Source organism: Neoakkermansia glycaniphila (assembly GCF_001683795.1).
In the GTDB taxonomy this organism is placed as follows: domain Bacteria; phylum Verrucomicrobiota; class Verrucomicrobiia; order Verrucomicrobiales; family Akkermansiaceae; genus Akkermansia; species Akkermansia glycaniphila.
On record NZ_LIGX01000024.1, the window covers coordinates 25,933 to 51,170 of the forward strand.

A 25,238-nucleotide genomic window follows, 5' to 3' on the forward strand; every position below is an offset into this window, starting at 1 on the left:
CCGCCCATGTACGCACTGCTGCAAGACACCCTCCGCCTCCTCCGCGCCGAAATGCCGTGGCTCTTCCCGCTGTGCTTCGGCCTCTTCGGCGCGTGCATCGGCTCCTTCCTGAATGTCGTCATCTACCGCTCGCCGCGCGGTCTGTCCCTCTCGGACCCCGCCCGCTCCTTCTGCCCCCGGTGCGAAAAGGAAATCCCCTGGTACCTGAACATCCCCCTCCTCAGCTGGCTCATCCTGCGCGGCAAATGCGCTTCCTGCGGCGGCCGCATCCCCTTCCGCTACTGGCTGGTGGAAGCCGCCACGGCCGGTCTCTTCGTCGCCGCCACCATGTACTACGCGCAGGAAGACCTGCTCGCCCAGCTCATGCTTTGCCTGTGGCTTGCGATGGCCGTCGTCATGATCGCCATTGATGCCGAACGCATGGAAGTCCTGCCCAAACACGCCCTGCTGGCCACCGCTGCCGGACTGGGCTTCGCCGCCTTCGCCCCGTGGCTTATCGACGGCACCGCGCTGGAAGCCTCCGACGGCCTCATGTGGAGCGCAGCCGGCGCCATCGCGGGGTTCATCCTGATGAAAGCCGTCGCCTTCGCCGGCAAACTTCTGTTCGGCCACCGCCGGATACGCCACGAAGAACCCGCACCCTGGAGCCTGAGGCAATGCGACGACGGAGAAGACATCATCCTCACCCTGCCGGACGGCCCCATGAGCTGGGCCGAGCTGTTCGCCGAACCCGGCAACAGGCTCATCCTTGAAGATGCCACCCTGTTCATCGACGGCGCGGAAGTACCCGGCGGCACGCTCACCTTCACCGCAGACAGCGTCTCGACCGAAACGGGAACGGCCTACCCGCTCGAAGATTGCGACACTCTCTCCGGCACCTTCCGTGGCCTCCGCACCTCACGCGCCGCCATGGGCTCCGGCGATGCCTGGATCATGCTCGCCATCGGCGCCCTGTGCGGATGGGAAGGCGTCGTCTTCACCCTGATCGCCGCATCCCTTCTGGGTATCGTCGGAGGACTCGCCACCAAAGTGGGCCGGGGAAACCCGATGCCCTTCGGCCCCTACCTGCTCGCGGCGGCCATCATCTGGGTCTTCGGAGGCTCGTCTCTGTGGAACTGGTACACCGGCTATTTTACATAGTTCCCTTGACTCCGCTCCGGAATTGCATTACGCTTGCCGCACCATGTTCAACCTGCCGAACTCCATCACTCTGGCGCGCATCGCCCTCGTCGTCGTCTTCACCGTCGCCCTGAGTCTGGAAATGTCGGGCATCCGCCTGGCCGGCATCTCGGGCAATGTGATCGCCCTGTATGCCTTCGTCCTCGCCGCCGTCAGCGACTGGCTGGACGGCTACCTCGCCCGAAAACTCGGCATGGTCACCACCTTCGGCAAACTCATCGACCCTCTCGCGGACAAGATACTCGTCTCTGCCGCCTTCATCTTCCTCACGACCACAGGCCAATGCCCCTTCTGGGTCACCGCCCTCATCATCTGCCGCGAATTCCTCGTCACCGGCCTCCGGCAAATCGCGCAGGACAAGGGAGTCATCATGGCAGCAGACTGGACCGGCAAATGGAAAACCGCCTTCCAGCTCGCCTTCTGTACGCAATGCCTCATCGTCATCGCCTACGGCAGCTGCGCCTGCCAGCCCTTTGCCTTCTTCACACAGGGAGTTTCAGGCGAGTATACCTACCAGATCACCCTGTGGGGTTCCGTCCTGCTGACGGTGTGGTCGGGCCTTCACTACTGCATCCAGTCCTGGAAATTCCTGCGTTGAACCCGCCGTCTTGCACAGGCGGAAAAAGCCGGACAATCAGGCCTTCAGCGTGTGGGTGAAAATCCCCTTGGAAATGGCGATACGGAAATGCTCCGAATCCCAGCGCCGGGAATTGAACAACCTTTCCAGATCATCCGGAGACATGTTCACGAGTCCCTGCTGCACGCGAGACAGGCGCACGAGGGATTGCTCCAGAAAACGGCGGGGAATCAGCGAAGGCTGGTTCGTCCACGGAAAAACGGCGCTATCCACAATATAGAAAGAACCCACCTTGCGGATATCGTCCGGGAAACACAAATGGGGATTCTCCTCCACATACACGGCGCGGCCGATGCTGTGGCGCGCTTCCTTCGGGAACAGCAGGCGCCGCATCTTCTTCACCCATTGGGGAGAATTGCTGAGCTTCTCGGCATTCTGCCACGATGCGGACAACTGGTTCACATCGTAGTATCTCGAATATTTGGCTGCCGCATTGGAACTGCCTCCCGGCCTCCACGCATGGCGCAGGCGCACCATATCGGCCTCGCCATCCGCCAGAAGGCGAACTGCCTTTTCCAGCTCCGCACGCACATCGCGTTCGGACAAGTTCGACTCGATCGGACAATCATTCTCCATCAGAAGAATGTAATCCGTCCTCATATTCTCCAGCGTCAGCCGCAAATCTTCGATCACGCCGAGATAGTGCCCGGAAGCTACGGTGCGGTACTCCCACTTGTCGGCCACGGCCAGATCCTTCGGCCCCACGGACTGGAAGACGACACAGGCATCGTCAAACATCTCTTTCAAATGCACACGGGCATAATTCTCCAGCGTCTTGGAAAGAGTCTGTGGAGATTTGTAACTGAGGATCGCCAGCCCGACAGTCTTGCCTTGTATCAGTTTCATCGCGCGTCGCACTCATTCTAAAGCAGGCTCGCAGGACGTGCAAGACGTATCTGCCTCCATGAGCAACTTTCATTGTAACAAAACGGTCCGCCCCCTCGAAAAAGGGGACGAACCGCTGCGATATTCATTATTTTACAGAAGCCGTTGCCCTTTGTCAGCGCACCAGAACTTCCACATCCTTCGCGCCGCCGACTTTCTGTGCATCGCGGCCGAACACGCGTACGGCGGATACATTCTCCGCTTTGCCAAGATCGATGGCAATGATGTGCGGGGGATTCGGCACCTGCCCTTCATAAGGCGTATGCCAGAATGTATCGGTATTGCCGTCGATCGCACGGGAAGCGGGAGCCTGCTCCTTCTTCACCTCCTGCGAACTGGCGAAGGAAACCTTCCAGCCCTTCTTGTCCAGCGGCTTGCCCGCAGCATCGACCACATCGATCTCGGCCACATGGGCAAAGGTTCCGCTCTTGTGCATGGAATCGATCTTCAAAGCGATTTGGCGCACTTTCACCGGCTTGTCCAGCTTGATCTCGCTCCAGGCCCGGCCTTCCTGCACCGTTCCCTTGCCAGCCTTGTTCCAGCCGGAAGCATCCCATGGCACCTGACGTTCGCCCTTCACGGGCACGAGACGTACTGCGCCGGTCATGCCGGATTGCGGCGAGACGCCTTCCATCTGCACCGACACGGTGACCGGAGTGCCCGCAGGCAAATCGACCGGAGCCGTAAAGGTCGCCTTGTCGGCCGACTTCCTCTCGGCCACCTTCCTGCCGTTCACATAAACAGCCACCCTTCCGGCAAGATTGTTGAATTGCAGATCCCAAAGGGAACCTCCGCCCGGCATCGTAAACGTCGCACGGTACGTCGCCCAACCCTGCTTCTGCGCCCAGGGGGACTGGGGACCGCTGCCCACAGTCACAGGCTGCCAGGTATTCATATCGTTATCCGCAATCGTGCGGTTCGGATCCTGGGGCTTGTCCGTAATCTCGGACATGCGCCAATCGGAAAGCACCGTGGACGCCGCCACTTCAGGACAGGAAACATGGCCGGAGCCGGGCTTCCTGACATCGACATTCAGCACGGCGGGCTTCAATCCCGGAGAGGCTGCACGCACCTTGACGCGGCCGCCTTCCGGCTTCACGACAGCGGCGGCATAGCCGTTATACAGCGAACGTTCCGACGATGCATCCGGCTCATGGCACACAGGATCGCCGTTGCCTACCCCGAGCAGCCTGCCGCCGTCCACATCGAACGTCACCTTCACCTTCGCATCGGGCACGGTACGGCCCTTGGCATCCTTGGCGCAAACACCCACCTGCAAAGCATCCCCGGAAGCCGTTCCGCCGGAGCTGGACATCAGCGTCAGCTCAAGCACCTCCGGTTTGCCCGTCGTCTCCACGGAATGTTCCGCATATTTTTTACCGTCCTTGTAAGCCACGAGTTCCAGCACGCCCGGTTCGTACACCACATCCCAGAACGTCTGGGCATAGCGGTCGTGCTTGCGCTTGCCGAGAGATTTGCCGTTCAGAATCAGCTCCACCTCGTCGCCGTTCGTATAGGTACCCACCTTCACCGTCTTCCCGACCATTTCCGAACCGAGATTCCAGTGGGGGAACACATAGGCCATCGGCTCATCCGTCCAGAGAGCCTTCAGCAGATAATACGAATCCTTCGGGAAACCACAGGTATCCACAATGCCGAAATAGGAACTGATCGCCGGCCATGCGAACGGAGTCGGCTCACCGCGGTAATCGAAGCCCGTCCAGATGAACACCCCGGCATCCCACGGGCGCGTATCGACATGCTTCCATGCCTCACGGACGCTGGAACCCCAGCCGACCCAGTGGTTATCGTAATTGTTGAAGATATGCTTGCCCTGATCCGTCTTCCACTCGCCGCGTGATGCGCTGTGCGAAACCGCTTCCGAGCTGAACACCATCTTGTCGGGGTACAGCTTGTGGGCATGGTCGTGCTGCGGCAGCGCGTAATTGATGCCCAGCACATCGACAGCACCAAAGGCTCCGTCCTTATTGTAGCCGCCGTTCATGGCTCCGGTCACTGGGCGCGTCTTGTCATGCCGAAGAATGGAATGCTTCATGCGCTCCACCATCTTGCGGCCGCGCTCGTCTCCCTGCCACGGCTCCTCGTTGAACACGGACCACATCATCACCGACGGGTGGTTGCGGTCGCGCTTCACCTGCTCCTCAAGCTGGCGAAGGTAATCCTCGCCGCTGTTGTAGAAACGGTTCTCGTTCAACACCAGCATCCCCTGCTCGTCGCAGGCTTCCAGCACCTCCTTGGCGGGCGGATTGTGGGAACAACGGTAGGCATTCGTGCCGAAATCCTTCAACACCTTGATGCGGAAATCCTGCATGGAATCCGGCACTGCCACACCCACGCCGGCATGGTCCTGATGCATGCAGACACCCTTGAACTTCACAGGCTTGTCATTCAGGAAAAAGCCCTTGTCGGCATCGAACTTCAACGTGCGGTAGCCGAAGCGGTCGCCGTAGGCATCCACCTTCTTCCCGTCCACGAACACCTCCGTCCGCACACCGTACAGATTGGGAGAATCGATATCCCACAGCTTCGGGCTCTTCACGGGGATCTTCTGCTCGAACGTGAACGTCTCGCCGGGAGGCACGATATCCATGGAAGTCTCCTTGCCGACCACCTTGCCGGACGGGTCGAGAATACTCGTCACCACCGTCACGGATGTTTCTTCCTTCTCCTCGCTCTCGATCGTCGTATCCACCAGCGTATCCCACGTATCGTGCGCCCCCTTCTCGGGATGCACATACACGCCGAAGGGAGCCACATGGATGGGATCCGCCACCGTGAGCCACACATGGCGGTAAATGCCGCCGCCCTCGTACCACCAGCCCTGCGGCTCGCGGGGATCGACCTTCACGGCGATCGTATTCGGGCGGTCGCCGTAGTGCGCCACATCCGAAATATTCACCCGGAACCCGATATAGCCGTTATCGTTCTTGCGGAGTTCCTGACCGTTCACCCACACCTGGGATTGTCCGAAAACCCCGTCGAAATACAGCCAGATCGTCTTGCCGCGATCCGCCGTCGGCAGCGTGAACTGGCGGCGGTACCAAGCCTCCGGCCTGTCGAGGAAACCGTGGGAAACACCCTCCTTCGAATCGAATGTGCCTTCCACGACATAATCGTGCGGCACCTCCACGGTACGCCATGAGGAATCGTCGTAGCTGAAGCCGGAAGGCCCCGGAGCCGCCCCGGCCTTCACGCGCACATACGTCTCATGATGGCTCACGGGCTGGGGAATATCGATCGCGCCGCGATGGAACTTCCACCCCTTGTCGATCAGGAGCAACTGGCGGGGAGACTCCCCGGCTATCTTCTCTTCGTACTTCTGAGCCATCGCCGAACCGGCCATAGAAACCGCCAACGAAAGAATAATGGATGAACGCATATCGCCACATCATACAGGATCAACACGACAAGTCAAGTTCAGGACGCAGGAGCGTGAAGGTAAACGACACACTCCCGCTCGTATTCGCCATAATGGCCGTTTGCTGTTTGATATCGAAACAACTCTCCCCTACCATAATACCCTTGGATTTGCTCTGGCGGACTCTCCATTTCCGCCTCAGCTGCAAACGCCCCCCTAACTCCATTCTGACCATCATCGGCATTACCCCACTTCCGCACCAACCGGAGGCAGGAAACTTGCGCCGCCCGACAGAATAAACTTTACGAATCTCCAACAGCGTATTATGCTGGGAAGTGATGAGACGCCCCCCCATTCCCGGTCTTGTGCTGGAAGACGGTTGGCTGCAACCGTACTCCCGCGAAATTCAAGCACGCATGAAGCTCTTCGACATGGAAGTGAAGAGACTTCGGCAGCGGTACGGCTCTCTGGAGAAATGCGCCCTCGGCTACCGCCGCATGGGCTTCAACCGCTCGGCCTCCACGGGAGACTGGATCTACCGCGAATGGGCGCCCGGAGCAAGGGAACTCCACCTCATCGGAGACTTCAACGGCTGGGACCGCACCGCCACCCCGCTCTCCCGCGATTCGGAAGGCATCTGGTCCGTCACGCTTCCCGCCGATGCCCTGCACCACGGCGACCGGGTAAAAGTACATGTCGTCGGCTCCGACCTGCAAGCCATGGACCGCATCCCGGCATGGATCGGAAGAACCGTGCAAGACCCCGCCACCCATGATTTCTGCGGGCAAATCTGGGAGCCGGAAACGCCCTATGCGTGGGAACATCCCGACTTCGACCCGTCGCACATCGCCATACCCTTCATCTACGAAGCGCATACAGGCATGGCCGGTGAAGAGCCGCGCCTCCATTCCTACCGCGAATTCGCCGACAACGTGCTGCCGCGCATCGCCGCCCTCGGCTACAACGTCATCCAGCTCATGGCCGTTCAGGAACATCCCTACTACGGCTCCTTCGGCTACCACGTCTCCTCCTTCTTCGCCCCCAGCTCCCGCTTCGGCACGCCCGAAGACCTCAAGTACCTTGTGGACAAGGCGCACGGCATGGGACTCGCCGTCCTGCTGGACATCGTCCACTCCCACGCCGTCAAGAACATGGCGGAGGGATTGAACAATTTCGACGGCTCCGGCGGCCAGTACTTCCGCCCCGGCGAGCGCGGCACCCATCCCGACTGGGACTCCTGCTGCTTCGACTACGGTCGCCACGAAGTCACCGAATTCCTCCTCTCGAACGTCCGCTGGTGGCTCGACGAATTCCGCTTCGACGGCTTCCGGTTCGACGGCGTCACCTCCATGCTCTACTACCACCGGGGCCATGAACCGTTCTCCGACCTCGGAAGCTACTTCAACACGCAGGTCGACCAGGAAGCGATCACCTACCTCCAGCTCGCCTCCACGCTCATTCAGGAAATCAAGCCCGGCGCCTTCGCCATCGCGGAAGACATGTCCGGCATGCCCGGCCTCTGCCGCCCCGTGGACGAAGGGGGCATGGGCTTCACCCACCGCCTCGCCATGGGCATCCCCGACTTCTGGATCAAGCTCATCAAGGAAAAAAAGGACGAGGAATGGAGCATGGGAGACATCTGGTACACGCTCACGAACCGCCGCTACGGCGAGCCGAATATCGCCTACTGCGAAAGCCACGACCAGGCCCTCGTCGGCGATAAAACGCTCGCCTTCCGCCTGATGGATGCCGACATGTACTGGCACATGGACGAAGGCTCGCAAAGCCTCGTCATCGACCGCGGCATCGCCCTGCATAAAATGATCCGCCTGATCTCCCTTGCTGCCGGGGGGGAAGGCTGGCTCAACTTCATGGGCAACGAATTCGGGCACCCGGAATGGATCGACTTCCCCCGCGAAGGCAACGACTGGTCCTACCAGTACTGCCGCCGCCAATGGTCGCTGGCGGATAACGGAAACCTCCGCTACAAATACCTGAAGGCCTTCGACAAAGCCATGGTCGCCATGGCCGGAGAAGCCCGGCTGCCCGCCGCACCGCCCGCCCGGCCTCTCAACCTCGACGAAGCCAACCAGATCATGGCCTTCGAGCGGGGCGACCTCCTCTTCGTCTTCAACTGGTCGGGCGACCGAGCCATTCCGGACTACGAAATTCCCGCGCCAAGCCGCGGCGAATGGAAGAGAATACTCGACACGGATGCACGCGAATTCGGCGGTTTCGGAAGGCTCGACCCGGCCGTCGCACACCATACGGACGACAAGCAGAACCTCCGGCTCTACCTGCTGCCGCGCAGCGCACTCGTCCTGTCGCGCACCTACGCGGGCGGCAGAATACGCTAAAACCTCCCCTTACGCCCCGTGATACACGCGAGGCAGCCGCGGCCCGAGGCTGGTCAGAATCTCCCAGGGAATCGTACCCGCACGTTCGGCCACCTCCGTCACGGGGATATGGGAGCCGATCAGCTCCACCTCGTCGCCCGGCACAAGGAAAGGCACATTCGTCACATCTGCAATAATCTGGTCCATCGTCACACGGCCCAGCATCGGGCATGAGCAACCGTGAATCCAGACACGGGCGCCCCGATTGGACAAATGGCGGGGCCAGCCGTCCGCATAGCCGATGCCGATCGTCGCCACCTTCGTCGGGCGATCCGTTATAAACGTGCGTCCGTACGCCACACCGTGCCCGGCGGGCAGCGTGCGCACCAGAGTCACGCGGGAAAACAGTTTCAACGTCGGCAGCAGGGCATCGCTCCACGGGCTGGCGACCGGAGACACGCCATACAGCATCAACCCCGGCCGAGCCAGATTGGCCCCCGGCACCTTGTAGGCCAGCAAGCCCGCACTGCTCGAAATATGGCAGAAGCGGAACCGGAACCTGTTGCCCAGCAATGATACGGCATCGGCATACTCCCTGATCTGCACTTCCGTGAATACGGGATCTTCATCCGCCGAAGGGAAATGGGACACCACGCCGTCAATCAGCAAATTCGGCATCGCCTCCAGAGCATCTCCCAGCCCCGCCCACTCGTCCGGCAGGAATCCGGCACGGCCCATTCCCGTATCGATGCACAGGTGGATAGGCAGCGTCTTCCCGTACATAGCCGCCAGAGACTGGTAGTGCTGCGCCTCCTCCATCGTGGAAATCGTCGCGCACCAACCGTTCAGCACGATCTCTTCGCGTTCCTCGGGGAATGCGGGGCCGAGAATGAAAGGCCGCGTCCGCACTCCGGCGCGGCTCAGGCGGCGGGCTTCCCCCGTATTGGCTACGCCGAAAAACGTCACCCCCTCCATATCCAGCGCACGGGCCACGGCTTCCAGACCGTGACCGTAGGCGCCCGCCTTCACCACAGGCATCATCTGCGTACCGGGCAAGGCGCGGCAGGCCGTTTCCAGATTGCGGCGAATGGCGGCGAGGTCGACATCGACCCACGCTCGCGGGGGACTATCGTGTGTCATGACGGCGAGTGTACGCTCCCCTCACCGCCATGACAAGAGAAAATCCCCCGGATATGCAGGCATGTCGGCATTCCTGAAAAAAAGCGCGAAACTTTTCCATAATTATTACGTTTACATAATTATTCAAACTTGACAACTATTATGTTTCACTTCAGAATACCGCCATGCCGCAGCACCAGCATACTCTCTTCATCAAACTCGCGCAAATCATCGACTCGTTGCGCGAAAAATCCTTCTACTCGCAGGACAAGGAGCACCAGAAGCGCTTTCTCGGCCTCAGCGTCCGGCAGGCGACAGCCCTGCGCACCATCAGCGTACTCACCAAAGAGCAGCCTCAAGGCATTCCTCTCAAAACCCTTGCAGCCCGACTGCAAATGACCATTCCCGCCGCATCCCTTCTCGTCGAAAGCATGGTGAACAAGGGATTCTTCGACCGCAGCACCAACCCGAACGACCGCCGCTCCATCTGCATCAAGCTCTCCGCCAAGGGGCAGAAAAACTTCAAGGAAATCTGCACCACCATGGATCAGTTCACCGAAGAACTCATTCTCACCCTCCCCGAGCAGGATCGGAAAGACTTCGAGCGCATCGTCGAACAACTTTTCCAGACCGTTTTCCAGACAAAACCATGACCGTATTCATCCATCGCTTCACCATTTTTCCGGCCGCACTCGCGGCCGTCCTTACTATGGCCCAAGGGCTGGCTCAGGACATCAAAAAACTGCCCAGCAAAGTACTCGTCGAAAAAGCCGTCTCCGTATCGGACGAAATCGAACGCAAATACCCCGGCCGGGTCGAAGCCATCAACAAGGTCACCATCCAGCCCCGAGTCTCGGGCACCCTTCTGTCCGCCACATTCCGGGAAGGCGACATGGTCAAGGAAGGCCAGCTGCTCTTCGAAATCGAGGACGCTCGCTACAAAGCCTCCGTCCAGGCAGCCGAAGCCAAAATCAAACAGTTGGAAATAAAAATCGATTACGCCAAAAACAATTACGAGCGTCAGGACAGGCTCGCCAAAATCAAGGCCGTCTCCCAGGATCAGGTGGAAAACTCCCTCAGCACCCTGCGCGAACTCGAAGCACAGCTTCTTCAGGCAAAAGCCGAACTGATACTGGCGCAGGAAGACCTCAAATACACGCGCGTATACTCCCCTCTTACGGGACGCATCGGCCGCCTGACCTACTCCACGGGTAACTACATCACTCCGACCAGCCAGCCTCTTGCCACCATCACGCAGGTCGATCCCATCTACGTGCGCTTCCCCATGAGCGAAAAGGACTTCCTCTCCCTCTTCGGCAACGATGAGGAACTGCGCAACCGCGCCGCACTCCGCATCGTCATCGCCTCGGGCCGGACCTACCCGCAACCCGGCACCGTGGCCATGAGTGACAATGAAGTGAAATCCGGCACGGACAGCCTCAACGTGTGGGCCCAATTCGACAACCCCCGGCAGATGCTTCAGCCCGGCGGCATCAGCACCGTCGTACTCAACAAGAAAAATGCGGACAAGGTGGCGGCCGTCACCATCTCCGCCGTGCAGCACGACACGCAGGGGAGCTACATCTACGTACTCGACGATAAAAACACGGTCGTCCGCCGCCCCGTCTCCATCGGAAGCACCACTGGCAACAAACAGATCATCACCGACGGGTTGAAAGAAGGCGAAATCGTCATCATCGACGGCCTCCACAAAACCCGGCCCGGAGCTACCGTCGTCCCCGTCTTCCGAGAAGCATTGCAGCAATAAGGCAGCCGCACCCTCCGAACCAGCGGCAGCATATATCCCTTTCATCTAACATAACATTATCTCCGTGTTCTCGCAATTCTTCATTTCAAGACCCAAATTCGCCCTCGTCATCGCCATCCTGATGATGCTGGCAGGCACCATCTGCCTGTACAAAATGCCCGTGGCCGAATACCCGGAAGTGGCCCCGCCCACCATCGCCGTCAGCGCGACCTACACCGGGGCCAGCGCCCAGGACATCGCCAAGGTCATCGCCTCCCCCATCGAGGAACAGCTCATCGGGCTGGACGACCTCCTCTACTTCTCCTCCACCTCCGGCAACGACGGCACCTACTCCCTTTCCCTCATCTTCAAACCGGGAGCGGATGCCGACATGGCGATGGTCAACACGAACAACGCCATCAAACGCGTCGAACCCAAGCTTCCGGACATCGTCAAATCCACCGGCGTGCAGATCAAGAAACGCTCGAGCGACATGCTCGGGCAATTCTCCTTCCGGTCCAGCTCGCCGGACATGTCCATCCTCAAGCTGAACAACTACGTCCGCATGAACATACGCGACCAGATCGCGCAGGTGGACGGCATCTCGGGGGCAGACATCATGGCCGCCAAGGACTACAGCATGCGCGTCTGGCTCGACCCCGTCCGCATGTCCGCCATGGGCATCTCACCGGAAGAAGTATCGAAAGCCATCCAGTCGCAGAACATGCAGGCGGCTGCCGGCTCCATCGGCGATGAAGACGAAAACAACATCGTCACCTACAAAATCAATGCGACGGGCCGACTCGAAACCGTCGAACAATTCTCCAACATCATCGTCAAGCAGAGCGACGACGGCCACATCACCAAGCTCAACGACATCGCCCGCATCGAACTGGGCGCGGAAAGCTACTCCGGCGGAAGCCGTGTGGACGGCGAAGAAGCCGTCTCCATGATGATCTACCGCAACGACGACGCCAACGCCATGGACGCCATCAACGGCGCGCGCGCCAAACTCAAGGAACTGGAAAAGAACTTCCCGCCCGGCATGTCGTGGACCATGGGCTACGACCCCACGCTCTTCATCTCCGCCACCATGGAGGAAATCGTCTGGACGCTCATCATCGCCCTCGTCCTCGTCGTCGGCGTCACCTACATCTTCCTGCAGGACTGGCGCGCCACCATCATCCCGGCCATAGCCATCCCCGTCTCTCTCATCGGCACATTCGCCGTCCTCCAGCCGCTCGGATTCTCCGTCAACGTACTCACCATGTTCGGCCTCATCCTCGTCATCGGCTCTCTGGTGGATGATGCCATCATCGTCGTGGAAAACACCATGCGGCTCATCGAAACGGAAAACCTCTCCCCGAAAGAAGCCACCGTCAAAAGCATGAAGCAAATCACGGGGGCCATCGTCGCCACCACGCTCGTCACCATCGCCGTATACGTCCCCATCGCCTTCTACGGCGGCATGGTAGGCACCATCTACACGCAATTCTCCGTGACGATGTGCATCGCCCTCGTCTTCTCCTCCATCAACGCGCTCACCCTCAGCCCGGCGCTCTGCGTCCTGCTCCTCCGCCACAAAAAGCCGGGAGCCGAAGTCAGGATATTCAAGCCGTTCAACGTCTCCCTCAACGCCTTCCGCAGAGCCTACATCGTCGGCTCGAAAGCGCTCGTCCGCCGCGCATGGCTCACGCTGCTGCTCTTCGGCGGAATCCTCTGGGCCGGGTATTCCCTCTTCGTGCAGACTCCCTCCTCCTTCCTCCCCTCCGAAGACAAAGGCACCATCTTCTGCATCGTCCAGATGGCTCCCGACGCCACCATGTCCCGCACGGACGACGCCCTGCGCCAGATCGAAACCCGCATCCTCAACGTGCCGGGCGTCGCCAGCGTCTCCTCCTCCGTCGGCTTCAGCTTCATGACCGGGCGCGGGGAAAACACGGGCATGTGCATCGTCCGGCTCGACCCGTGGGACGAACGAACCACCCCCGACCTGCAGATCGCCGCCATCCAGAAAAAAATCGAAGCCATCTGCTACGACGTCCCCTCGGCCAACATCATGGTCAACACACCGCCGGCCATCATGGGCCTCGGCATGACGGACGGCCTCTCCATGGTCCTTCAGGCCACGGGAGAAGCCACGCCGCAGGAACTGGCCGCCACCGTGGACAAAGTCATCGCCATGATCAACAAAAACCCCAACGTCATGCGCGCCTTCTCCACCTACAACGCCAACACGCCGCAGCTCTTCCTCGACATCGACCGCGACAAGGCGGAAAGCCTGAACGTCCCCGTGGACCGCATCTTCAGCACCCTGCAGAGCAAGCTCGCCTCACTCTATGTGAACGACTTCACCATCCAGGGCTTCACCTTCAAGGTCAAAATCCAGTCCGAAGCGAGCGAACGCCGCAACATACAGGACATCATGAACATCCAGGTGCAGAACAACCAGGGGAACATGGTACCCCTCAGCGCACTCAGCACCCCCTCGTACATCATGGGGCCGCAGAAATTCGAACGCTTCGACCAGCTCATGAGCGCCAACATCACCGTGCAGCTCCAGCCGGGCACCAGCTCTGGCGAACTCATGAAATACATCGAAAACCTCGACCTCCCGCAAGGCTACCGCGTCGCATGGAAAGACATGAGCTATCAGGAACGCCAGAACGAAGGGCAGATCGTTTACCTGCTCATCCTTGCCGTCGTCTTCGGCTACCTCTTCCTCGTCGCCCAGTATGAAAGTTGGACCACGCCCTTCCCCGTCATCCTCTCCGTCGCCGTCGCCATGCTCGGCGCGCTCATCGGCCTGAACTACATGAAGGAATCGCCCATGTCCCTCAGCATCTATGCGCAGCTCGGCCTCGTCATGCTCATCGGCCTCGCCAGCAAGAATGCCATCCTCATGGTCGAATTCTCCAAAAGCGAACGCGAACGCGGCGCCCCCATCCGGACCGCCGCCCTCCGGGGCGCATCCCAGCGCTTCCGCGCCGTCATGATGACCGCCATCTCCTTCATCATCGGCGTCTTCCCCATGGTCATCGCCACGGGTGCGGGAGCCGCCAGCCGACAGGCCATCGGCGTCACCACCTTCTACGGCATGTGCCTCGCCACCCTCGTCGGCATCTTCTTCGTGCCCTCCCTCTACAGCGTCTTCCAGCGCATGAGGGAAAGCGTCAAAAAACCGGACAAAAAACTCCCCGGCGCACAGAAGACCGACGATCCGGACAAGGCACCCTGACCGCAATTTCCTGCCCCGGCAGCACCTCCTGGCCAGGAGGCGATAAAAAAGAGCGGCGATGCCGCAGAAAACCACCTCCTCCGGCGACCGGAAAACGGCTCGTCCGGAGCCGTTGCGGGAAAAAGTGCGTATGCGCTGCCTTATTCTCTTGACTGCACTTGCGCAAAACTTTATACTCACACGCGTAAACAGTCCCGAGATGCCTCGAGAGTGGGTCCATGGCCCGCTCTTTTTTATTCTCACAAAACCTTACACACAAGCCGCACACCACCATGACTTCCGATATCGCCGCCCTTGTCGATTTCTATGTTCGCGAAAAGGAACTTCCCCGCGAACGCGTTCTTCAGGCCCTCGAATCAGCCTTCCTGACCGCCTACCGCAAGATGGTTCCCGGATCCGAACAGATCGAACAGATCTTCGCAGACATCAACACGCAGAAAGGCATCGTCCGCATCAAGGCCATCATGACCGTCGTGCCTGACGACGACGTCACGGACGCCTTCAACGAAGTCCCCCTCAGCCTCGCCCAGCGCAAGGCTGCCGAAATCCAGCCCGGCGACACCCTCACCGTCAACATCACGCCGTCCGACTTCGGCCGCATCGCCGTCCAGACGGCCCGCCAGACCATGCAGCAGAGCATCCGCAAGGCGGAACAGGAAATGCTGATGGAATCCTTCAAGGACCGCGCCGGCGACATCGTCACCGGTACCGTACGCCGCTTCGACAAGGGCGACATCATCGTGGACATCGACAAGTTCGAAGGCATCGTGCCCGCCCGCCAGCGCATCCCCGGCGAAGACTACGCGCCCAACGACAAAATGCGCTTCTACATCTGCGAAGTGCGCGATGGAGTCCGCGGCCCGGAAGTCATCCTCTCCCGCAGCCATCCGAACCTCGTCCGCCGCCTCTTCGAATCCGAAGTCGTCGAAATCGCCGACCACACCGTCGAAATCCGTGAAATCGCCCGCGACGCCGGCTACCGCACCAAGATCGCCGTCTGCAGCGCAGATCCCAACGTGGACCCCGTCGGCGCCTGCGTCGGCATGCGCGGCTCCCGCGTCAAGAGCATCGTCAACGAACTCAACCACGAAAAAATCGACATCCTCGAATGGACGGAAGACAAGGCAGCCTTCGTCGAATCCGCCATCGCTCCCGTCAAACCGATGAGCGTCACCGTCGATGAAGCCTCCCGCGAAGTACGCGTCATCGTCGAAGACGACCGCGAAGTCGCCAAGGCCATCGGCCGCAAGGGACAGAACGCCCGCCTCACCGCGCGCCTCATCTCCACCCCCTCCGAAAAATGGGACGTCAAGGTACGCGCCTACGATCCGCAGGCCGAAATCAACCAGCGCCTCAAGGATGCCGCCAAGGCTCTCGCCAAGGAACTTGAAATCGGCGACGAAATCGCCTTCGGCCTCATCACCATGGGCGGCACCACCGCCTCCGCCATCGTCGGCATGCCTGCTGCGGACATCGCCGAAAACCTGAACATCACCCCCGAAGAAGCAGAAGCCATCATCAGCCGCGCCCGGACCATCGCCGGCTAAAGCCGCCGCCCACCCCGGTACGGAACATCCCAAATCATATCTATGCCCAGCAAAGACAATACACCCCCGCGCAAGGAAGCCCTTGACCTGATCGGCGGCAAAAAGCCGAAAAAGGCCGTCAAGGAGACCCCGGTTGAACCTCAACAGGCCGCAACCGTACCCGCCGCACCGAAAGCTGAGGCTCTCGACCTTCTCGCTCCGAAGAAAAAACAGAAACCTGCGGCTCCGGCTCCAGTCGCCGTTGAACCGGCCAAGGCTCCCCTGCCTGAAATCACGGCTCCGGAACCCGCCGTCGATCCCGACAGCAAGCTCATCACGGCCAAGGCGCCCATCACCGTCGCCGATCTGGCGACGCTCATGTCGCTCAAACCCTTCAAGCTCATCGCCGACCTGCTGCCGATCGGAGTCTTTGCCAACCCGGCTACCGCTCTGGAAGCCGACCAGATCTCCTTCCTCTGCGAAAAACACGGCTTCATCTACGAACGCGGCAAACGCGAAAAAGGCGCGGGCGTCAAAGCCCAGCCTGAAATCATCGAAGAACCCGCACCCGTCGCCGTCGAAGAAGAACCTGAGGAAACCCTCAAGGAACGCATGCCCATCATCACCATCATGGGCCACGTCGACCACGGCAAAACCAGCCTGCTGGACTACATCCGCCGCACCCGCGTCGTCGCGGGCGAAGCGGGCGGCATCACCCAGCACATCGGCGCCTACACCGTCGAACACAACGGCCAGAAGCTCACCTTCCTCGACACACCGGGCCACGCCATCTTCACCGAAATGCGCGCCCGCGGCGCAGACGTCACCGACATCGTCGTCCTCGTCGTCGCCGCAAACGACGGCATCATGCCCCAGACTCGCGAAGCCATCACCCACACCAAGGCCGCCGGTAAAACCGTCATCGTCGCCGTCAACAAATGCGACCTGCCCTCCGCCGACCCCGTCAAAGCCCGCACCGGGCTCATGGAAGAAGGCCTCGTCCCGACCGACTTCGGCGGCGATATCGAATGCGTAAACGTCTCCGCCCTCACCGGCGAAGGCGTCTCCGACCTGCTCGACCTCCTGCTCCTTCAGGCCGAAGTGCTGGAACTCAAGGCCAACCCGAAAGCCAACTGCCGCGCCTCCATCATCGAAGCTCGCATGGAACAGGGCAAAGGCAGCTCCGCCACCGTCATCGTCCAGAGCGGCACCCTCAAAGTGGGCATGCCCTTCATCTGCGGCCCGTACTCGGGCAAAGTACGCACACTCTTCGATGACAAGGGCAAAGCCATCAAAAAAGTCCTCCCCGGCATGCCCGCAGAAGTGGCCGGCTTCGTCGAAACGCCCAACGTCGGCGACGAACTCGTCGAAATGGAATCCGAACGCGCCTCCCGCAAACTCAGCGAAGAACGCCAAGAAGAACTCCGCGCCTCCCGCCTCGCCCAGCCGCGACGCTCCCGCATGGAAGACATTCTCGCCATGATGGGCGACGGCTCGCAGAAAGCCCAGCTCAAACTCTACCTCAAGGGCGACGTGCAAGGCTCCGTCGAAGCCATCAAAAAGGCCATCCTCGACATCCACTCCGACAAAGTCGAATGCCTCTTCATCGGTGCATCGGCCGGCCCCATCTCGGAATCCGACGTCCTCCTCGCCTCCTCGTCCGACGCCATCATCCTCGGCTTCAACGTCAAGGTCGAATCGAATGCCGTCAGAATGCTCAAACGCGAAGGCGTACAGGTCAAGCTCTACTCCATCGTCTATGAGCTCATCGACCAGGTACGCGACGCCATGCTCGGCCTCCTCGAACCGGAAACCCGCGAGACCATCATCGGCCATGCCGAAGTCAAACAGGTATTCAAGCTCAACAAAGGCCGCGCAGCCGGCGCCTACGTCTCCGACGGCAAGGTACAGCGCACCTGCGAAGCCCGCGTACTGCGCGGCGGACAAGCCGTTTTCGACGGTAAAATGTCCACCCTGCGCCGCTTCCAGGACGAAGTCGACGAAGTCAAGGCCGGTCTCGAATGCGGCATCCGCCTCGGCGACTACAACGACTACGAACCCGGCGACGTCATCGAGTGCTACACGCTCGAAAAGATCAAGCAGACACTCTAACCACAGCGGCGGGCCGTCTCCGGCGGCTCGCCACCACCCCATCCCCGCAAATGAGCGCCAGACGACTCGACAAAGTAAACGAACTCATGCGCCGCGAAATCAGCTCCGTCATCCAGAAGGAGTTCGATTGGCACGGCACCATCATCTCCGTCCTTGAAGTCTCCATCACCGAAGACCTCAAGGAAGGCAAGGTATGGATCGGCATCGTCGGCGCCATGCCCCCTGCGCAGGTCATCGAAAAACTGAACAAAAACAGGGGCCTCATCCAGAGCATCGTCTCCAAACGCGTCGTCCTGCGATGCACGCCGCGGCTGAACTTCCTGTACGACGACTCCGCCCGCCGAGGCGTGGACCTCGTCAACCTGATCGACGACATCGACAAAAATCTTCCGAAGGCTCCCCCTGCTCCCGAAGGAGAAGAAGACATCTTCAGATAACCATCAGCAAGGACGCTCCGCTGCCATGAACAAAGGGACGGTGAAACGCTGGACACGGGGGCTGCTCCCATCCCTTGCCCTGCTCTTCCTCGCAGGATTTGGCATCTGCTACCTCATCGTCGCCACATGGGGCCTGCCCCGCTTCGTCTGCACCTACATCGAAGACGAACTGCACAAGGCGGGCATACCGGTCTCCATCGGCAACCTGCGCATCACCATCTTCTCGGGGCTCGTCATCCATGCGGACGACATCTGCCTCGACGCGAAGCTCGACGGACAAAAACGCACCGTCGGCCGCATCGGCAGCGCACGTGTCGACATCAGCATCAGCGAACTCTTCTCCGGCAACTTCGACATCCACAGCATCCGGATCGGCAATGCCGAAGTCACCATCCCGACGCAAACGGAAATCGCCGGATCCAGCCAACTCGACATCGGCGATCTGCATGCCGACATTGAAATTGGACATGACGGCAATGCCACCATTGAAAACGCCGGATTCACCCTTCAAGGCATGCACGTCTCCGTCGTCGGCCGTTTTCCGCTGGACCTGAAACCTGAAAAAACAAGCCAGCCCACCACCTTCGACCTCGACCAATCCATCGACGACATACGGCCGACGCTCGGCGACATCCTCGCCTACACCGACCGCATCACCTGGAACAAGGAAGATCCGCCTTCCCTCGAAGTCCGCTTCAACCAGGAACGCGACAAAGACCCGCATGTGGAAATCTCCCTCACGGCTCCGCAACTCGGCTACCAAGGCTTGGTCTTCCATCGCTTCAACCTCTCCGTCCTCTACACCAACGACGCACTGATCGTTGACCGCTGCCTCTTCCACTCCGCCGATCCCATCGGCTGGTTCAACATGACGGGCCGCTTGAACCTCACCACCCGGGAGCTCCGCTCCACCCTCACCAGCAGCATCCCGCTCATCCGCTGGTACTCCCGCCTGACGAACGACTCCCTCCTTCCCCCATCCGTCGAACTCGAAGGATTGCCGGACCTCAAGGCCGAAGTCAGCATGCAATTCACGGCAGATTACAAGGGCATCGAAACCATGAACGCCTACGGCGACTTCGCCCTGAACGACTTCTCCGTCGGCACCCAGAAATTCAGCATGATCGAAGGCTCCTTCTACTACAAGGACGAGGCCCTCTACATCCACGACTTTTCCATCCGCACCCATACCAAGGGACTCTCCGGCTCCCTTCTTGCCTATGATCGGCAAATGCACGTCTATCTCGACAACAGGCTGCCGGCATCCGTCCTCTCGAACCTGATCAACGAACTCGGCAAAACGGACCTAAACCTCCCCACCGGCCTCAAACTGGAAGGAACGACCGACTTCACGCTGGATGCGCACATGGCTTTCCCCAACGGGTGGAACGAGCCGATGATCCTGAACGAAAGCGCCCTGTACGTCAAGCTACAGGATGCCTCCTACGAAGACACCTCCCTGAAAAACATGGAGTTGCACCTCCAACTTGCCGGAGACTTCACCCGCGGGTGGAACCTCCCTCCCGTCATTCAGCATTGCATGGTCGACCTGAAAATGGCAGGCCTTACCCGCGAAGACATGCAGCTCGACGACCTCAACCTGCAAGCCACCATTCGGGAAATCGATTGGAAAAGTTGGAAAGAACTGGCCTACCCGGGATCCTCCAGCATCACGCTCAGCACGGAAGGCTGCTCCTACAACGGTGAAAACCTCGGCAACTTCCAGCTGCAGGCCGCGACGCAAGGCGACAATGTCCGCATCGGCACCTGCACCCTCAAACGGCACGACGGCACCATCAGCCTCGTGGCGGAATCGGACGGCGCACTCGGCATGATCAACCTCGACAGCGACTTCCCCCTGCACGTCTATCAGAACATCTTCTCTCTGGGTGGAGACATGCCGTCCGCTCTCACGCTGCCCAAAAAAGCGAACATCAAGGCACGGGCAACTGTCGATCTTGCAAGCATCCTGCACGGCGAGCCGAATGCCAAAACGCTGAAATACCTCTATCTCGGTGCCGATCTGGACGACTTCTCATGGAAACACATCCCCCTCCAAAATCTCACGATCGACGGCATTTACGAACAGGCGGAGAATAACGACGCCCGCTTGACCGTCAGCAATTTCCTGCTGAAGCACGACACCGGTGAACTCCAGTGTGTCGCCAAAGGTTCCCTGCTCGACAAAACGCTCATCGAAGGCAAAAGCAGCATCCGCCTGGACGTGATCGACAAACTCGTGGAAGACCCCGACCTTCACGACATCGCCGCCTACTTCAAATGGAAACCGGACAGCAAAACTGCCGCACAATTCACCGTCAGCCTCAACACACTTGATCCCGGTACCGGATACGCCGTCAAAGGAAATGCCCAAATCAAACAGGTCGACTTCCGAGGAGTCGACATCGACGATGCCTCCACGTACGTCGAAGCCAAAAAGGGAGCCGTCCTGCTGAGAACTCCCGTCATCGTCTACAACAACCGCAACTACCTGCAAGCTAAAAAGAAAAAAGGAAGCTCCACCAGCAAACTGACAGCCGACTCCGTCCTCTTCGACCTGCAAAAGGAAACCGTCGCCGTCAACAACTTCCGCGGCACCGTCTTCCCGGACTACTCTCTCCGCATGTTCGCTCCGGCCGCAGCCCGCACTCTGGACCGCTTTCAGTTCCAGCAGGCTGTGACTCTCGCCGGATCGGGGATCTACCCCCTTGGCGACGACATGGGCTGCATGTCCAGCGCCATCAATTTCAACACCAACGGCCTGACCATCTATCCCCTTCTGGGCACGAACCTCCAACTCGTCAACACGACCGGCAGGGTTGAAATCAGCCCGCAATGGGTCAAGGTCAAAAACCTGAACGGCATCATCTGGAATGGCTCCTTCAGCGGGCAGGTACTCGCCCAGATCGACGGTGGCGACGCCCTGAATGCGGAACTGCAAACCACCGGATGCGACCTCTCCGCCATTGCCAAATCCTACGACACCACGCTCAGCGCCGCCACCGTCAACAACTACATCGCCTTCACCTCCAGCGGAGGCCGCACCTCCACCATCAAAGGCTCGGGACATGCCGAAATCCGCAACGGCAACCTCGTCGAATTCTCCCTCTTCAGCATGATCGGACGCCTCCTCGGCGATGCCATCCCCGGCCTCAACCATGTCGTCAACTACAACATCCAGCAGGCCACCTTCGACTACACCATCGACAAAGGCTACCTGAACACCGGCAACTTCACCTGCTCCGGCACCAACATCGCCCTGGCCGGCAACGGCAACATCAATCTCGACACACTTTACGTCAATGCCTTCCTGCGGCTCCGCTTCCGCGGGCTGATGGGCATCGTCACACTTCCCATCTACCTCCTGACCAAGGGCATTTTCGAATTCCGAGGCGCAGGCCCGCTTGAAAACGTCTCATGGACCATGACACCTTACAGCGGCAAAAGCCAGTCCAAACCGGATCCGCCAGCCGAGGAACCGGCCGAGCCGAAACGGAAAAGATAACTCCTCCCTGCGCTTTTGGGGTTGAAAACGCAATCCAACGGGAGTAAAATGCGCCCGCTATGACAGTGAATGTTTTCGATACACCCCAGGACGCGGCCAAATCCCTCGCCGCCGAAGTAGCAGCATTGATCCGTTCCCGCTCGGCGGAAAACAAACAGGTCGTCCTCGGCCTTGCCACCGGAGCCACCCCCCTCCCCTTCTACGCCGAACTGATCCGCCTGCACAAGGAAGAAGGCCTCTCCTTCGCCAACGTCGTCTCCTTCAACCTCGACGAATACTGCGGCCTCCCCCACGAACACAAGGAATCCTACTGGTACTTCATGCACCAGAACCTCTTCAACCACATCGACATCAAGCCTGAAAACGTCAACCTGCCCTCCGGCATGCTGGCCGATGCCGACATCCCGGCCCACTGCGCCGCCTACGAACAGAAAATCAAGGACTGCGGCGGCATCGACCTTCAGATTCTCGGCATCGGACGCACCGGCCACATCGGCTTCAACGAACCCGGCTCCGACGATACCACCATCACCCGCCAGGTGCATCTCGACGACCTCACCATCACGGACGCCGCACCCGCCTTCGGAGGCAAGGAAAATGTCCCTGCAACCGCCATCACCATGGGCGTCGCCACCATCATGGGAGCCCGCAAGGTAGCCCTCATGGCCTGGGGCGACAAGAAAGCTTCCATCGTACAGAAAGCCGTCGAAGGCCCCGTCACCATCGACGTTGCCGCCTCCTACCTTCAGAAGCATCCGAACGCTTCCTTCTACCTCGACAGCGCCGCCGCCGCCGACCTCAAGAAATAAGCCGGACTGCACACCTTACCTGAAAGCCGTTCCATGACATGTGGAACGGCTTTCTTCGATTCCGGATACATCATTTTGCCCTCATCCCCGTTGCGAACGCACCTCATGAATAGCCCGGAGGTCTCCGCTCCCCGGCTTGACGCTGCCTGAGTTTCATGCTAAACCAAGCCTGCCGCATGCATCTCTATATCCACATTCCCTTCTGCCATCGTATCTGCCCCTACTGCTCCTTCTACAAGCACACACCGGGCAAGACGGATATGAAAAGATTCATCGATGCATTGTTGAAAGAAGCCTCCTTGCGCCTTCCCGGGTGCCCTCCGGTGACGACCATCTACTTCGGCGGCGGCACGCCGAGCATGCTTTCTTCCACGCATCTGTCCCGGCTCGTCGAAGGACTCGGGGTGTATGCCGATATTTCCTCGGTCGAAGAATTCAGTTTCGAAGCCAATCCCGCCACATTTACCGCCAAAAAAGCAGAGTTGTGGCGGCAGCTCGGCATCACTCGCATCTCGCTGGGCATCCAGTCATGGGATGCCTCGTTCCTGTCCATGCTCGGCCGCACTCACACGCCGGAGCAGGCTCGGGAATCCATCCTTCTGCTCCGGCAGGTCGGCATGCCCCAAGTCAATATCGATCTCATGTTCTCCCTGCCCGGCCAAACCGTCGCATCCTGGAAGGAAACTCTGGAAACGACGCTGGAACAAAACCCCGATCACATTTCCACATACAACCTGACCTACGAAGAGGACACTGATTTCTACCGCAGGCACGCCGCCGGGCTGATGGAAAGCGATGAGGACCGCGATGCCGCCATGTTCGAACTGGCGCATGGCATGCTGACCGGAGCCGGATACCGCCACTACGAAACTTCCAATTATGCTCAAGGCGGTGCGCTTTCCCTGCACAACCTTGCCTACTGGCAGGGAGAAGACTATATCGGCATCGGCCCCGGCGCCTATAGCACTGTCGGCCGCACCCGCTCCTTCAATACAGGCAACACGACCGACTACATCTCTGCCTTGCTGGAACACAGCCGCATCCCCGAACAGAGGGAACGCCTCGATGACGCCGCTTACCGTACGGAACGCATCGGCCTCCTTCTGCGTACGGATACGGGCCTGCCGGATTCATGGCTGCGCATGGAAGACAGCCCGTTGGTGGCCGAACTGATACGCGAACACATGGCGGCCAGACAAGATAACGGAAATATCGTTCTGACGGGGCGCGGACGGCTGCTCGTCGATGCAATCGCCGTCGAATTGATCGATTGACGATTCTTGCCACCCTCAACATCCGCCACATCATCCCAACACAGCCATTGATTCTACGGAGAAATCCGAAGAATTTAATTTTGGTCAAACCGTTCCGGGCATATGAACCCTTGTTTGTCTCCAATCAACGCCGACAATCATTCGCAGAAGGCGTTGCCGTTCTCGAACATCTGAAAAAGCTTGCCACCATGAGGCAATGTACACCCACCGACATCATCCGGGAAACCATTCTCCATGAACTCCAAACATACCTCCAACAACAGACTCCGCCCGAAACGGCCACATCATTCTCGACATTGAAAACGACCTGATGGAGGTCGTGGAGGCTCTTGCTGCAGAAAAGCAATTGACTCTTTTCCGTCAGACAAACAGACTCATGTTTCAAGAAAACGAGGGTTTAATAAACCTGAATTCAAATCACTCGCCTGCTTCCCGCAATGAGGATGATGCTCCATCCTCATAAGCAGCACAAATTTTCATAGAATATCAGGCTTCATTCCCATTCAATAATAACTGCTTCCGGCTTCTCTCTCTTTTTCGTGTATTTGCACAAAATAAACTTATAGCCTCATTTCATCGCAAACGCCACAACAAGACCAGAAATTTGATTTGCCCTCAGCCCGCGTTTATGGGATATTATATTTTTACCTATTGAACAGCATGTACCTCTCAAAACACCTGCAATTTATACTGAGAAAACGAAATCGCAAAGGTTTTGCCCTCATTGCTACCGTCACTCTCATGCTACTGCTTTCCCTGATTTGCGTCGGCCTCATGGCTCTCGCCACCTCTCAAATCAGGATTGCCGACTCTGCTCTCCTCAATTCCGAAGCACGCGCTCAATGCCTCCTCGCACTCGACATGGCCATCGGCGACCTTCAGGCCAACCTCGGTTCCGACCAGCGCGTCTCAGCTTATTCCGGCATTCTCGACCTCAAAACGCAGAGCAACTTCGAAAGCGGCGGCAACACCTCCACCTCTTTCAATCCCTACATCCTCGGCGTCTGGAACAGCTGGGACGCCTACCTCACCGGCAAAAGCAAACTCACAGGCCT

16 protein-coding genes are annotated in these 25,238 nt (G+C 59.4%); 13 read left to right on the plus strand and 3 right to left on the minus strand.

The window, feature by feature from the left end; all coding sequences use genetic code 11:
• Window positions 1-6 precede the first annotated feature (6 nt).
• Both AC781_RS07445 and pgsA read left to right on the plus strand, forming a co-directional pair.
• Complete coding sequence (locus tag AC781_RS07445; protein ID WP_067775940.1) at window positions 7-1,140, plus strand: prepilin peptidase; 1,134 nt, start codon at window positions 7-9, stop codon at window positions 1,138-1,140.
• Window positions 1,141-1,183: 43 nt separating this feature from the next.
• A complete protein-coding gene (pgsA, locus tag AC781_RS07450) occupies window positions 1,184-1,777 on the plus strand; it encodes a CDP-diacylglycerol--glycerol-3-phosphate 3-phosphatidyltransferase (protein WP_067775943.1) in 594 nt (197 codons plus the stop codon).
• Between the two features lie 36 nt (window positions 1,778-1,813).
• Here pgsA and AC781_RS07455 read toward each other — a convergent pair whose 3' ends face one another.
• Both AC781_RS07455 and galA read right to left on the minus strand, forming a co-directional pair.
• On the minus strand, window positions 1,814-2,662 hold the full coding sequence (locus AC781_RS07455) for a hypothetical protein (protein ID WP_067775946.1): 849 nt from the start codon (window positions 2,660-2,662) through the stop codon (window positions 1,814-1,816).
• 154 nt (window positions 2,663-2,816) lie between these two features.
• Window positions 2,817-6,101 (minus strand): beta-galactosidase GalA, encoded by a 3,285-nt coding sequence (gene galA, locus AC781_RS07460; RefSeq protein ID WP_083076758.1) that lies wholly within the window; start codon window positions 6,099-6,101, stop codon window positions 2,817-2,819.
• 317 nt (window positions 6,102-6,418) lie between these two features.
• Between galA and AC781_RS07470 the strand changes: the two genes are divergently transcribed.
• Complete coding sequence (locus AC781_RS07470; protein ID WP_067775955.1) at window positions 6,419-8,437, plus strand: alpha amylase C-terminal domain-containing protein; 2,019 nt, start codon at window positions 6,419-6,421, stop codon at window positions 8,435-8,437.
• Window positions 8,438-8,446: 9 nt separating this feature from the next.
• Here the strand turns inward: AC781_RS07470 and alr are convergent, their stop codons facing one another.
• A complete protein-coding gene (gene alr / locus AC781_RS07475) occupies window positions 8,447-9,556 on the minus strand; it encodes an alanine racemase (protein ID WP_067775958.1) in 1,110 nt (369 codons plus the stop codon).
• 164 nt (window positions 9,557-9,720) lie between these two features.
• Between alr and AC781_RS07480 the strand changes: the two genes are divergently transcribed.
• The 10 genes from AC781_RS07480 to AC781_RS07530 all read left to right on the plus strand — a co-directional run.
• A complete protein-coding gene (locus AC781_RS07480) occupies window positions 9,721-10,188 on the plus strand; it encodes a MarR family winged helix-turn-helix transcriptional regulator (RefSeq protein ID WP_067775961.1) in 468 nt (155 codons plus the stop codon).
• Window positions 10,185-11,303, plus strand: a complete 1,119-nt coding sequence (locus AC781_RS07485; RefSeq protein WP_067775964.1) for an efflux RND transporter periplasmic adaptor subunit — start codon at window positions 10,185-10,187, stop codon at window positions 11,301-11,303. Before AC781_RS07480 ends, AC781_RS07485 begins: the two co-directional genes overlap by 4 nt.
• Window positions 11,304-11,367: 64 nt before the next feature.
• Complete coding sequence (locus tag AC781_RS07490; protein ID WP_067775967.1) at window positions 11,368-14,520, plus strand: efflux RND transporter permease subunit; 3,153 nt, start codon at window positions 11,368-11,370, stop codon at window positions 14,518-14,520.
• Between the two features lie 272 nt (window positions 14,521-14,792).
• Window positions 14,793-16,067, plus strand: a complete 1,275-nt coding sequence (gene nusA, locus AC781_RS07495; RefSeq protein ID WP_067775970.1) for a transcription termination factor NusA — start codon at window positions 14,793-14,795, stop codon at window positions 16,065-16,067.
• 42 nt (window positions 16,068-16,109) lie between these two features.
• Window positions 16,110-18,158 carry a translation initiation factor IF-2 gene (gene infB / locus AC781_RS07500; protein ID WP_067775975.1) on the plus strand — a complete coding sequence of 683 codons (2,049 nt, stop codon included), beginning with the start codon at window positions 16,110-16,112 and terminating at the stop codon, window positions 18,156-18,158.
• Window positions 18,159-18,208: 50 nt separating this feature from the next.
• Window positions 18,209-18,595 carry a 30S ribosome-binding factor RbfA gene (gene rbfA, locus AC781_RS07505; RefSeq protein ID WP_172801822.1) on the plus strand — a complete coding sequence of 129 codons (387 nt, stop codon included), beginning with the start codon at window positions 18,209-18,211 and terminating at the stop codon, window positions 18,593-18,595.
• A 25-nt stretch (window positions 18,596-18,620) separates the two neighbouring features.
• Window positions 18,621-22,100 carry an AsmA-like C-terminal region-containing protein gene (locus tag AC781_RS07510; protein WP_067775981.1) on the plus strand — a complete coding sequence of 1,160 codons (3,480 nt, stop codon included), beginning with the start codon at window positions 18,621-18,623 and terminating at the stop codon, window positions 22,098-22,100.
• 59 nt (window positions 22,101-22,159) lie between these two features.
• A complete protein-coding gene (gene nagB, locus AC781_RS07515) occupies window positions 22,160-22,909 on the plus strand; it encodes a glucosamine-6-phosphate deaminase (protein ID WP_067775984.1) in 750 nt (249 codons plus the stop codon).
• A 176-nt stretch (window positions 22,910-23,085) separates the two neighbouring features.
• Window positions 23,086-24,183 carry a radical SAM family heme chaperone HemW gene (hemW, locus tag AC781_RS07520; protein WP_172801821.1) on the plus strand — a complete coding sequence of 366 codons (1,098 nt, stop codon included), beginning with the start codon at window positions 23,086-23,088 and terminating at the stop codon, window positions 24,181-24,183.
• A 741-nt stretch (window positions 24,184-24,924) separates the two neighbouring features.
• Window positions 24,925-25,238 (plus strand): hypothetical protein (locus AC781_RS07530; protein WP_141675816.1); only part of this gene is annotated, 314 nt, incomplete at its 3' end.

What these genes read in the sequence shown, in the direction of transcription:
- AC781_RS07445 (WP_067775940.1), top strand. Translation starts at nt 7, where the DNA reads ATGTACGCACTGCTGCAAGACACCCTCCGCCTCCTCCGCGCCGAAATG.
- pgsA (WP_067775943.1), top strand. Translation starts at nt 1,184, where the DNA reads ATGTTCAACCTGCCGAACTCCATCACTCTGGCGCGCATCGCCCTCGTC.
- AC781_RS07455 (WP_067775946.1), bottom strand. Translation starts at nt 2,662, where the DNA reads ATGAAACTGATACAAGGCAAGACTGTCGGGCTGGCGATCCTCAGTTAC.
- galA (WP_083076758.1), bottom strand. Translation starts at nt 6,101, where the DNA reads ATGCGTTCATCCATTATTCTTTCGTTGGCGGTTTCTATGGCCGGTTCG.
- AC781_RS07470 (WP_067775955.1), top strand. Translation starts at nt 6,419, where the DNA reads ATGAGACGCCCCCCCATTCCCGGTCTTGTGCTGGAAGACGGTTGGCTG.
- alr (WP_067775958.1), bottom strand. Translation starts at nt 9,556, where the DNA reads ATGACACACGATAGTCCCCCGCGAGCGTGGGTCGATGTCGACCTCGCC.
- AC781_RS07480 (WP_067775961.1), top strand. Translation starts at nt 9,721, where the DNA reads ATGCCGCAGCACCAGCATACTCTCTTCATCAAACTCGCGCAAATCATC.
- AC781_RS07485 (WP_067775964.1), top strand. Translation starts at nt 10,185, where the DNA reads ATGACCGTATTCATCCATCGCTTCACCATTTTTCCGGCCGCACTCGCG.
- nusA (WP_067775970.1), top strand. Translation starts at nt 14,793, where the DNA reads ATGACTTCCGATATCGCCGCCCTTGTCGATTTCTATGTTCGCGAAAAG.
- infB (WP_067775975.1), top strand. Translation starts at nt 16,110, where the DNA reads ATGCCCAGCAAAGACAATACACCCCCGCGCAAGGAAGCCCTTGACCTG.
- rbfA (WP_172801822.1), top strand. Translation starts at nt 18,209, where the DNA reads ATGAGCGCCAGACGACTCGACAAAGTAAACGAACTCATGCGCCGCGAA.
- AC781_RS07510 (WP_067775981.1), top strand. Translation starts at nt 18,621, where the DNA reads ATGAACAAAGGGACGGTGAAACGCTGGACACGGGGGCTGCTCCCATCC.
- nagB (WP_067775984.1), top strand. Translation starts at nt 22,160, where the DNA reads ATGACAGTGAATGTTTTCGATACACCCCAGGACGCGGCCAAATCCCTC.
- hemW (WP_172801821.1), top strand. Translation starts at nt 23,086, where the DNA reads ATGCATCTCTATATCCACATTCCCTTCTGCCATCGTATCTGCCCCTAC.